General features: G+C 72.7%; 12 protein-coding genes and 1 pseudogene. 9 read left to right on the forward strand and 4 right to left on the reverse strand.

Annotation, left to right across the window (positions count from 1 at the left end; genetic code table 11):
* Window positions 1–885 precede the first annotated feature (885 nt).
* The 4 genes and pseudogenes from AB0M99_RS36825 to AB0M99_RS36840 all read left to right on the forward strand — a co-directional run.
* A complete protein-coding gene (locus tag AB0M99_RS36825) occupies window positions 886–1398 on the forward strand; it encodes a DM13 domain-containing protein (RefSeq protein ID WP_365928497.1) in 513 nt (170 codons plus the stop codon).
* 150 nt (window positions 1399–1548) lie between these two features.
* Window positions 1549–1791, forward strand: a complete 243-nt coding sequence (locus tag AB0M99_RS36830; RefSeq protein ID WP_365928480.1) for a hypothetical protein — start codon at window positions 1549–1551, stop codon at window positions 1789–1791.
* Window positions 1785–2009 (forward strand): acyl-ACP desaturase, encoded by a 225-nt coding sequence (locus AB0M99_RS36835; protein ID WP_365928499.1) that lies wholly within the window; start codon window positions 1785–1787, stop codon window positions 2007–2009. Before AB0M99_RS36830 ends, AB0M99_RS36835 begins: the two co-directional genes overlap by 7 nt.
* Window positions 2010–2011: 2 nt before the next feature.
* Window positions 2012–2068: pseudogene (locus AB0M99_RS36840) on the forward strand (hypothetical protein); the annotation flags it as partial.
* A 135-nt stretch (window positions 2069–2203) separates the two neighbouring features.
* Here AB0M99_RS36840 and AB0M99_RS36845 read toward each other — a convergent pair.
* The 3 genes from AB0M99_RS36845 to AB0M99_RS36855 are packed head-to-tail and all read right to left on the reverse strand — an operon-like array spanning window position 2204 to window position 3263.
* Window positions 2204–2584, reverse strand: a complete 381-nt coding sequence (locus tag AB0M99_RS36845; protein WP_365928482.1) for a hypothetical protein — start codon at window positions 2582–2584, stop codon at window positions 2204–2206.
* Window positions 2581–2970 carry a TetR-like C-terminal domain-containing protein gene (locus AB0M99_RS36850; protein ID WP_365928484.1) on the reverse strand — a complete coding sequence of 130 codons (390 nt, stop codon included), beginning with the start codon at window positions 2968–2970 and terminating at the stop codon, window positions 2581–2583. Before AB0M99_RS36850 ends, AB0M99_RS36845 begins: the two co-directional genes overlap by 4 nt.
* The gene (locus AB0M99_RS36855; protein ID WP_365928486.1) at window positions 2910–3263 is read right to left on the reverse strand and encodes a helix-turn-helix domain-containing protein; all 354 of its coding nucleotides are present in this window, start codon (window positions 3261–3263) and stop codon (window positions 2910–2912) included. Before AB0M99_RS36855 ends, AB0M99_RS36850 begins: the two co-directional genes overlap by 61 nt.
* On the opposite strand from AB0M99_RS36855, the gene AB0M99_RS36860 reads away from it, so the two are divergent.
* From AB0M99_RS36860 to AB0M99_RS36880, 5 genes are all read left to right on the forward strand, one after another.
* Window positions 3174–3575, forward strand: a complete 402-nt coding sequence (locus AB0M99_RS36860; protein ID WP_365928503.1) for a hypothetical protein — start codon at window positions 3174–3176, stop codon at window positions 3573–3575. The two genes, AB0M99_RS36855 and AB0M99_RS36860, sit on opposite strands and share 90 nt — an antisense overlap.
* A gap of 169 nt (window positions 3576–3744) precedes the next feature.
* Window positions 3745–4287: a hypothetical protein gene (locus AB0M99_RS36865; protein ID WP_365928488.1), complete on the forward strand. Its 543-nt coding sequence runs from the start codon at window positions 3745–3747 to the stop codon at window positions 4285–4287.
* Window positions 4288–4401: 114 nt separating this feature from the next.
* Window positions 4402–7974 (forward strand): CHAT domain-containing protein, encoded by a 3573-nt coding sequence (locus AB0M99_RS36870; protein ID WP_365928491.1) that lies wholly within the window; start codon window positions 4402–4404, stop codon window positions 7972–7974.
* Window positions 7971–8681, forward strand: coding sequence for a hypothetical protein (locus AB0M99_RS36875; protein WP_365928493.1), 711 nt, complete (start codon window positions 7971–7973; stop codon window positions 8679–8681). Before AB0M99_RS36870 ends, AB0M99_RS36875 begins: the two co-directional genes overlap by 4 nt.
* Window positions 8681–9364 (forward strand): RES family NAD+ phosphorylase, encoded by a 684-nt coding sequence (locus AB0M99_RS36880; RefSeq protein ID WP_365928495.1) that lies wholly within the window; start codon window positions 8681–8683, stop codon window positions 9362–9364. The genes AB0M99_RS36875 and AB0M99_RS36880 overlap by 1 nt, the downstream gene beginning before the upstream one ends.
* A gap of 71 nt (window positions 9365–9435) precedes the next feature.
* On the opposite strand, the gene AB0M99_RS36885 is transcribed toward AB0M99_RS36880, so the two are convergent.
* Entirely contained in the window at window positions 9436–10578 is a 1143-nt protein-coding gene (locus AB0M99_RS36885; RefSeq protein WP_365928501.1) for an IS110 family transposase, read from the reverse strand.
* Between the last annotated feature and the right edge of the window lie 125 nt (window positions 10579–10703).

The raw sequence follows: 10703 nt of genomic DNA on the forward strand, positions 1-10703 counted from the left end.
ACTGGTCACGCTTCCGACGACGCAGCCAGGCCCGAGCCCGCCGCTCCCACTACAAACGCCGAGGTCACATTCTCCAGATGCGGTTGCAGTACTAGTCAGGGACGGAGACCAGAAGAGCGCATGCGGTCACAGCAGTGGCTGGCTCCGAGGGACGCCTTCCATACGGCTGGGTCGGCAGTGCTGCGGGCGACGCTCGGGCCCGAGCTGTACGAAGCCGTACCGGCCGTCCGCCGGCGGTGTGGACCGGGTACTCCTCGGGTTCCCGGGCGATCAGCTGCTCGAACACCTGCGGGGCTCCCTTGGTCTTCAGATCGCTCAGCGCGAGGAGCCACCCAGCCGTTGAGCGCGTGGCGCACCGTGGCACGCACCGGCCGGGGCACGGACCGGGTGCCGAACCGGCGTCATCGCCGGCGGGGCGAGCGGCGCTTCCGGACGCTCGACTTCACGGACCCGCGGAGCGAGCTGACCGTCGACCTGAGCTCGGCCCCAGGGGGCCGAGCCTGCCGCTTCGTCGCCCTCTACAGCAACGGCTGCGGACCGCCGTCGCGGCCACGGGCAAGGGCGCGCGCCGAGGACCTGTCCCGGTGGCTCGACGGCGGCCGGGGCCGCGACCGGCTGTACGGGGACCGTCGTGCCATGGGCGAGCTCCGATTGCCGCGTCAGGGCCGCGCTACTGGGTGCGTCCGGGACGTATCGCAAAGGTGTAGGTCCGCCCGGGTGCTGGACGTGCTTGGGCGCTCCGGCGAGGCGGCGCCGAGAGAGGCTCCAGGCGTCGCGGGCAGCGGTAGTTTGGCGCCAGGACCTCACCGGCCGCAGGCGGTGGGGCGCACCCAGCGGGACGGAGAACCGAGCGTGGCAGGTGAGCACGGGCGGCGGCGCAGGCCGCTGCTGATCGGCGGGCTGGCGGTGGTGGGCGCCGGGCTGGCCGTCGGCCTGTACTGGTTCGAGCCCTGGCAGCTGTGGGTGGACGACACGGTCAACGAGGCCGTCCCCTCGGCCTCCGCCGCCCCGACACCCGACGCGCTGGCCAGCCCGCCCGTCGGGTCGCGGACGGTGGCCCAGGGAACCCTGATCAGCCACGAACACGCCACCACCGGCACGGTCAAACTCCTCCGTCTCGCCGACGGCTCCCACACCCTGCGCCTGGAGAACCTGGACACCAGCAACGGCCCCGACCTGCGGGTCTGGCTGACCGACGCCCCGGTCATCGAGGGCCGCGACGGCTGGCACGTCTTCGACGACGGCAAGTACGTCAGCCTCGGCGAGCTCAAGGGCAACAAAGGCAATCAGAATTACCCCGTCCCGGCCGATCTGAACCTCGCCGACTACACCAGCCTCTCCATCTGGTGCGACCGCTTCGACGTCTCCTTCGGCGCGGCCACGCTCAACCGCACCTAGGCACCCGAGCTGTTGGCCGACAGCAACGCGACCGGTCATACGGAGCTGCACGGGAACCGACCTCGGTACGGTTCCAATTCCGGGTGCCCCGGCCCCGCAGGGCTGAAGATCGTCACGAGGCGTGGCCGTGCTGCCCCATACTCACTGGCCATGACAGACGGTCACGGCACGTCCACATGTCCGCAGCGGATCGACTGGCTCGTGGAGCTGGAACCGGTGGTGGCCCGCCTCCTCGAACGGCATCTGGGCACGGCGCGGGAGTGGTTTCCCCATCAGTACATTCCGTGGAGCCGGGGCGCGGACTTCGAAGGTCCCCTGGGCGGCTCGGCCTGGCGGAGCGACCAGTCGAAGCTGAGCACGGCCGTGCGGTCGTGCGGTCGTCCTTGGTGCTGAACCTGTTGACCGAGGACAACCTGCCCGGCTATCACTACGGCTTCGCCACCACCGCCTCGCGCGACGGCGCGTGGGGGGAATGGCTGAATCGCTGGACGGCCGAGGAAGACCGGCACGCGACAGCCATCCGCGGCAATCTCCACACCGGCAGGGCCGTGGACCCGGTAGAGCTCGAACGTGCAGCCGGTTCAGCGGCGATCCGCAGTGCGAGCGGCTGATGATGCGGATCGCGGCGGACGAGAACTTGCACATGGTGTTCTACCGGGACCTGTTGCGGGCAGCGCAGGAGATCGCGCCGGGGCCCGCGCTGGCCGCGATCTTGCAGGCCGTGCGCGATTTCCGGAACGAGGCGCACGGCTTCGAGGAGCGCCGCCAACGGTTGCTGGAGCGCCGAGCCGGGTCGGAACCGTCGCTACGCGGCGCCCGCGGCCGTCAGGACCGCGACCGGCAGGAGAAGAATCCACTGCGGCAACCGGAGCAGTGGCTTCCGCCAGCCGACCGACAGTGTGACGACCAGGAAGACGACGGCGTACGCGGCGAAGTGCGCGGCCACGAACCACGCCACGATGCCGGTCGCTGACGTATCGTCCGCCAGCGCGAGGTGGACCAGGGCGGCCGCGGAGAGCACCAGGTCGGCGCTCACCATGTGCCACACGGCATGAAGGACGCGCTTGGGTTCGTCCGCGAGTCCGCAGGACAGCAGCGGGCGCACCACGTCCCGGTGGCCGCCGACGATGTGCGCCGCGGCCACACCGGACGCGGTGATGCCCGCCGCGAGAAGCCAGCCGTTCATCGGACCTCGATTCCTTTGGCTATGACAGCAGCCAGCCGGCCGGCCAGCTGAGGGTCGGGCCGTTCCCCGACGAGACCGACGTGGAAGAACACGGCTCCTGCCAGCGTGTCCAGGACCAGATCCACGGGTGTGTCGGCCGCGATCTCCCCGCGTACCGCGGCACGCTCGAAGACGATCAGCAGCCGCTCCTTCGAGGGGGCCAGGAAGTCACCGCGGATGCGCGCCTTCAGTGCCGGATCGGCGGCGAAGTCGGCGAGCAGTCCCGGGAGGGCCGCCGCGGCGGCAGGTGCCTGGAACTCGTCGATCAGGCCCCGCAGCAGTGCGGTCAGGTCCCCGGCCAGCGTTCCGGTGTCCGGGACCGGAGCATGGTCGGTGGTCGTGAACACGGCCTCGAAGACCAGCTCCGGCTTGCCCCGCCACCGCCTCGTCGGTAGACGGTGTCCTTGCCGACACCGGCACGGGCAGCCACAGCCCCGATCGATGTCGCGGCGTAGCCGACCTCGATCACCAGCAAGGCCTGGCCCGGGCACGCGTACTGGTGGTGGCCGCCTGGCGGGCCAACCCGAAGGGATGGGCCGAGAAGTACCTCATGGAGCGCCTCCTCAAGGCGGACGGCGACAGCGTGGACGCCCTGGTCGAGGTCCACGCGGCGGACCTCGCCCCCAACGGCCACACCCACCTGTTGATCGCCAGGGAGCAGGCCGCCGCCGACGGCTACGCCGACCAGCGGCAGTGGCTCGCCCTGGCCGACCGGATCCGCGACGGGCAACCGGCCGAGGCGCTTGGCGTCTACCTCCGCTGGATCGAGCCGCTGCGCGGGCAAACCGGCGACCGTACGTACGAGCGGCTCGTGGAACTACTGCTCAGCGCCCGCGCCTGTCATCGCACGCTGGGTACCGAAGCCGAGTTCGACACCTACGTGGCTGCCCTGCGCGCCGACCAGAAACGCAAGCGGAAGCTGATGGCCGTTCTCGACCAGCACGGGCTCTGAGCGGTCGGCCGGTGGACGGCCCCGGGTGTCCCTTGTGGACGAAGCGGCCCGGGTCTCCGGGCGCCGCTGGGCGGCAACGGGTCGGGCACCGGTCGAAGTCCGGGCCGGGCCTTCACCCGGTGCGCCCTCCCCTGCTTCGCTTGTCGTGCGGGGAATGAGGGGGGGCCGCGTGGACATCGGTGTGGTGACCGCTCCGCTGACAGCGGTCGCGGGTGTCGTCGGCACACTGATGTCCGCGCTGCTGACGCAGCGGGCGGCCGATCGCAGCCGTCAGCGCGAGCAGGAGCGGGCCGAGGAGTTGTGGGACCAACGCGCCGCGGCCCAGGACCTGTGGGCGTGCTACGTGGCGCTCAACACCTCGGGCCGGCACTATCTGGCCGCGCTCACCGATCAGTTGTACGCGCTGGGGCGCGACGCCGAGGCGCCCCGGGCACGGCAACGGCTCATCGGTGCGCGCGACCACCACCGGGAGGTGTACGCGGAGGCGCAGATGCGGCTGCCGGAGCGGGTCCTCGATCACGCGGCCGCCGTCAGTCACGGTCTCGGAACGGTCTACGGCATGGTCCGAAGGCTGGATGACGGAGTGCGGCGTCCGGGGGACTCACCGGCCGCCGCACACGCGGCGATCGAGTCGCTGTGGGCCCGACTGCGCGCGATGCGGCGGGAGATGCGGGCCGATCTGGGCACCTCCAGGTCGGAAGCCGGTCGTTGAGGGGGAAGAGCGGGGAACTCGCCTCCACGCCCGGCCACGGATGTGCATAGTGGGGATTCGTGGGCTGTTGGGGACGTGTGGGGGTCGTTCGCGGCCCGGAGAGGAGGATTGCCGATGAGCCGGGAGGAGAGCGGTGGCGTCGAGGGCCTGCGCGCCTGGGTGTCGGACGCCGTGGAGCGGGTGAAACGGCTGCTCCCCGGCCTCCGGACGGCCGGTCCGCTCGCACCACCCCGCGCCTACGAGGCCTCGGTCACGGAGCTCGAACAGCTCGCCGGGCTGTTGGACCACGACGAGCGACTGCGCGGCTCGGTGAACGTATGGCTCGCGGGTGCGCTGACCCTGCGGCACGCGACCGGGGGCGGTAGGGCCGCGGACCGGGAGCGGGCCGAGGCGCTGCTGCGGGCCGCCCGGGACCGTACGACACCACTTGGGGCGGTGGTGACCGAGGAGGAGCGGCGATGGGCGGCCCTTTTCCTGATCGGCCACGTCTCCCCGATCCAGCCCCAGGAGGGGTACGGAGGCGCACCCGACCTCTCCGGCTATCTCGACTGGCTCACGCGGTCGCAGCCCGCCGAGATGCTGACCGCGGCGACGGAGATCCAGGAGCTGATCAACGACATGGCGCAGCTCTCCCTGCCGATCGAGGTGATGGGTCAGCTGCGCCAGGTCCAGGACACCCTCGCGGCCCCGTCGCTGCAAGGGCTCTCCGAGATGATGGCGGGCATGGTGCCGGGCGGTTCGCCGATCGCGGATCAGTATCGGCAGATGATGGACCAGGTGTTCGCACGCGCCGGGGGCTTCGGAGCCGGTCGGCCGAACGGCGCGACGCCGCCGCCCGGCCCCCAGCCGCAGCCGCAGCCGCGGCCCAAACCGGAACCCGCGTCCGGGCCAGAGCCCGACTCGAAGCCCGGGCCGGAGCCCAAGCCGGGGCAGGGGCAGGGGTCGGAGCCCGACCACCCTGAACCCGGGCCCGGGCCCGAGTCCGGGCCCGACCCGAAGCCGGAGACCAAGACGCAGTCGGAGCCCAGGCCCGGGCCCGGGCCGGAGCCCGACCCTGAACCCGGGTCGGAGCCCGGGCCGGGGCTCACTGCCGATGGGTTTCGGAACATGGTCCGGGCCATGGACGCCGTCAACGCGGCCACCCAGGGGCTGGACCCCGTCCTGCGCAGTGGTGATCCCGAGGCGCTCAACGGCCTGCTGCGCAAGTTGCGTTCCGCACAGGACCTGCCGCTGCCGGATCCGGGGCAGACCTCCGCGCTGGAGGGCATGCGGGCGCTCCTGCTCGGCATCAGCCCGGCCGTGGGCGGCACCCGACAGGACATGTCGGCCGGCCGCGCCCACATGGGCTCGATCATCGCCCACCTGGAGGCGATCTCCGGCTCGCTGCCCAAGTCCCTGGGCGACCCCGCCGCCCTGGGCCGTGCGATGGACATCGGTTCCCGGGCGATGGAGGCGCGGGAGGCGCAGGACGTACCGGCGATCCGCGCGCTCGTGGAGGAGGCGGAGGCCCTGGCGGCGACCGTCCCCGAGAGCGATCCGCTCCGGTTCGCGGTCGACGGTGCGCTCGGCGCGGCGTACGGCGCGCTCGGGATCACGACCCGGGACCGGGAGACGCTGCTGCGGACCATGGCCCTCATGGAGCAGACGATGAACCGCGCCAAGGAGAGCGGGCTGCCGTTCGCCGACGAGCTGTCCCTCCCCGGAATGGGGGACTTCGCGATCATCCGCGCCGCCCTCGCCGGGGAGCCGATGAGCTCGGTCGGCGACCACGTGCCGCCGCCCCCGGACGCCTCGATGGAGGAGCTCCACGCCTCCACGCTCTCCCTGGTCGTGCGCGTCGGCCTCGACCGCGACCCGGCCGTGCTCGACGTCCTGATCGGCGAACTCGAACGCCTCCGGGACGGCGTACGGGAGGGCAGGGCGCCGCGGATCGCGGCCGACGCGCTGTGGCACCTGGCCGAGGCCTACGAACTGCGCGGCCGGCTCGGGAAGGACACCTCCGACCCGGCGGACAGCGGCGCGCTCGAAGCCGCCGAGGAGGCGCTGACGGCCCTCGCCGCCGACGTCCTCCTCCAGGCGGGCGCCGAGCACGGCCTGCTGGCCGCCCGCACCGGAGCCAGCCGCGGCGTACGGGCGGCCCGGATCGCCGCCTCGTACGGGAAGCTGCACGAGGCCGTGGCCGCGCTGGAGCTGGGCCGGGCCCTGGTCCTGCAGGCGGCCTCCACCTCCTCGGCCGTGCCCGAACTCCTGGACGCGGCCGGGCACCAGGATCTCGCCGAGGCCTGGCGGAAGGCCGCCGGCGCCGCGCGGGGTGCCGGCGGCACCGAGGGCGACGGCCGCGGGCCGGACGGTGCGGGCGAGGTTCCCGGTCTGCTGCCGAGCACCCTGCGCCGCCAGGCCCTCGACGCCCTCGGCTACCGCCGGGACGGTGGCCTGCTGGGCACGCCCACGCCGAGCGAGCTCGCGGACGGGCTCGGCGACGCGGGTGCGGACGTACTCCTCTACCTGGTGGCCGGGGACGACGCGGGCCCGGGCCTGGTGATCGCGGTGGGGCCGCAGCTGGGGATGGGGGCGGGCGCCCTGCCCCAGCTCTGCGACGACGAGGACGGCCCACTGGCACGGTACGTGGAGGCAGCGGCGGCACGGGACCGCGACCACGGCGACGCCGCCGTCGCCCGGGCGTGGGAAGAGGCCCTGGAGGAATTGTGCGACTGGGCGTTCCAGGCGCTCGGCCCGGTCCTCACCGGCATCGAGGAGCGCCTGGCGGCGGCCGGCGAAGGGCCGGGGCGGGAGTACGGGGACCGGCCGCTGCGCGTCGTACTGGTGCCCTGCGGGCGCCTGGGGATCGTGCCGTGGCACGCCGCGCGGCTCCCGGCCGAGGCGGCCCACGAGCGGCTCTGCCAGGTGGCGGTCATCAGCTACGCGGCATCCGGCGGCCAGTTCCTGCGGACGGCAGGACGGGCGCCGCGGGACCCGGTGGCCGCCCCCGTACTGGTGGCCGACCCGACGATGAGCCTGGGGTTCTCCGACACGGAGGTCACCGCCCTGCGGGACGCCTTCTATCCGCACGCCCAGCTGTGCGGCGCGCTCTACGGTGAGGAGTTGCCGCCCGGCACGCCCGAAGCGGTTCTGGGGTTCCTCGCCGACGGCGTCTCCCTGCTGCACGTGGTCTCGCACGGGTCGGCGGGCACCCGCCCCACGGTCTCGGCCCTGGACCTCGCGGCCGACGAGAAGTGCACACCGGCGCCGTTGACCGTGACCCGGCTGCTCGACCGGAAGGGACAACAGGAAGGTGCCGAAGGGCCGTTGGTCGTCCTGAGTGCTTGCCAGACGGATCTGAGCAGGGGTGACCACGACGAGGCGCTGACCTTGACCACGGCGTTCGCCGCCGCCGGAGCGCGGGACGTCGTGGGATCGCGGTGGCTCGCCCAGGACAGTGCCTCGGCGCTGCTGATGGCGGTGTTCCACCACCATCTGGTCGTCGACGGGTTCAGCCCCGTGGACGCGCTGCGGGCCGCGCAGCTGTGGATGCTCGACCCCGGCCGCGAGAACCCCGGCTCCCTCCAGGGCGACCTGCTCCGGGAGATGGGACGGCCGGGACTGGAACGGACCGCGCTCTGGGCCGCCTTCATCCATCAGGGGCATCCGGGTCCGGGCGCGACGAAGACAGCAGAAGGGACAGCATGAACGAGGAGGGCCGCGGACCGTCCGCGGAGCCGCTGCTCGCCCTGATCGGCGAGCACCGGGAGTCCATCCGCGCGGCGCTCGACGATGAGCAGCACGCGCTGCTGCTCACCCGGCTGACCGCGCTCGCCCAGGCACCGCCGGACGACACCATGGCGGTGCGCAGAGCGCTCCAGGGCGTCCGGCTGGCGCTGCGGCCGCTGCCGTTCGAGCATCCGGTGCGCGCCGCACTGGACGGCGTACGGCTGGTGGCCGCGCCCCCCGGGCCGGCGACCGTGACGGAGGCGCTGGCACTGATCGACCTGATGGCCGCCCCGGATCCGGCGCCCGCCGGGCCCGCCGGGCCCGCTCCCGCCGTGGGGGCCGGCGCCGACCGCGCGCCCGACCCGCTGCTGCGGGAGCCGGCGCTCTCGGCGGCCGAGGCGACCGCCCGCTGCGGTGGGGCGCCACCGCCCGAACTGATCCGGCTGCCGGACCCGCCGAACGGCGACCGCTACCCGGGGTTCCAGTTCCCCACGGGCGGCGGCGCCCCGCACGAGGTCGTCCTCGAAGTCAACCGGCTGCTCCTGGCGGACATCGATCCCCGGGGCGCCGCATCCTGGTGGCTCGGCGGAAACACCTGGCTGGGCGGGATCCCCGCATCGTTCCTGGGCCGGCTGCCCGACCACGAACTCGTCGGTGCGGCCGCCGCACTCGTGGAGGGAGAGTGATGAGCAACCTCCTGCCCGGGATCAGGTTCTTCCCCATGATCAAGAACGAACTGGACCCCAACCGTGAGGTGATCCCGGCCGGCACGGAGCTGTGGCGGGTGCACAAGTCCAGGTACGGGCCGGCCCAGTTCAACCCGACGCTCGCGGACCTCCACTTCCACGGCGGCCGCTTCGAGGGCACGGTGCTGGACCCGTACCGGAGCCTGTACGTGGCCAACAGCGCCCTGACCGCGGTCGCGGAGAGCGTGCTGCGCTCGGTGCCCTGGACGGGCGACCGCAGGCAGGTCCCGTACGCCGCCGTCCACGAGCGGACGCTGAGCGTGCTGCGCACCACGCGCGAGCTGACCTTGGTCTCGTTGATCGGGGAGAAGGACCTGGCCGCCGTCCATCAGACCGCCAACCTCCTGGACGACGAGCGGAGTTATCCGATGGCGCGGCGGTGGGCGAGCGAGATCCGGGCGCAGGCCCCCGATGCCATGGGGCTGGTCTGGCTTTCCCGCCGCAACCGGCCCCTGCACGCCATGGTGCTCTTCCACGACCGCTTCGACGACTGCCACTGCAACGCCCTGGAGGTGCTGCCGGGACGGGGCATCGCGGACCTCGGCTCCCCGGAGGGCATCGAGGAGGTGAACGGCCTGCTCGATCCGCTGCGGGCGGAAGTGTCGAAGCCCGCGACACGGTGACCTTGCCGGTCGGCGCCGGGCCCGGCACCTGCGAACCGGTCCCGGACGCCGGGCTGATGCTCCTATTGCTGTCAAGCGGCTTGGAGCCACTCGCGGTAGGCGTGACTGAGGTCGTCGTCCCTGCTGAGTCCTCTTTCGAGCCTGGAGATGGCGGTGGGCCAGACTCCGAAGTGCTGGGCGGCGGCCGTGAGGGTGATGTTCTTGGCCCGTCGCAGGGGTCGCAGATCGGCGGTGACGGGGACGGTGACCACGGTGGTCAGGCAGCGGAAGATCTCCCGGGAGATGGCCCGTTTCAGCAGCCGGATGATCTCCTTCTTCGTCCGGCCGGCGGCGGTCTGCCTGGCGACGTATTCGCGGGTGCGGGGGTCGCTGGACATGCGGACCAGGGCGATGCGGTAGAGGGCGGCGTTGGCTGCCCGGTCCCCGCCTCGTGAGAGACGGTGGCGGTTGGTTCTGCCGCTGGAGGCGGGGACGGGTGCGGCGCCGCAGAGGGCCGCGAAGGAAGCCTCGGTCCGCATGCGCTCGGGGTTGCCTCCGGCGGTGATCAGCAGCTGGGCGGCGGTGTCGGGGCCGACTCCGTAGGCGGCCCGCAAGCCGGGGTTGTGGGCGGTGGCCTCGCTGTCCAGGGCTTTGGTCAGAGCCGTGTGCTCGGCGGTCAGCTCTTTGACGCGTCGGGCGAGGTTTTTGAGGGCGGTGAGGACCGCGACGTGCACGGCGTCCCCGGCCGGTCGCAGCCGGGCCAGAGCGTCGGTGCGGTCTGTTCCCGTGAGCCGTCCGTACTTGGCGCGGATGCTCTCGGGTGCGGCGAAGAGGATGTGGGTGATCTGGTTCAAGGCGGCGGTGCGGGCCTTGACCGCGGAGCGGGCGGTGTTGTGCAGGGCCCGTATGCCGGCGACGGTGTCGTCCTTGGGCGAGCTGGAGGCCCGTCCGGAGAAGGCCGCGCGGGCGGCGGCGTAGGCGTCAATGGGGTCCGACTTGCCGATGCGGCGGCGTTCGGCCCGGTCAGGCCGGTTCACCTCGACGACGCGGTGTCCGTGCGAGCGGGCGGCACGGGTGAAGCCAGCGCCGTAGGAGGCGGTGCCCTCCACGCCGATGGCGATCACATGGCCGTGGGCGTCCAGGAAGGCCAGGGCCGCGGCGTATCCGGCCGTGGTGGTGGCGAACTTGGCGTCTGCGAGGTGGCCGCCGTTGTCGCCGATGACCGCGACATGGATGGTATCGGCATGGGAGTCGACCCCGCCGAAGCTGGGAAGATGCCCGTGAGTTGGCCGCGAAGTCGGTTGATCCGGCGTGTGCGGTCGGCGGTCAGGTCGGAGCGGCGGTCGGTGAGGATCCTCAG

It is taken from the genome of Streptomyces sp. NPDC051183, assembly GCF_040682455.1.
In the GTDB taxonomy this organism is placed as follows: domain Bacteria; phylum Actinomycetota; class Actinomycetes; order Streptomycetales; family Streptomycetaceae; genus Streptomyces.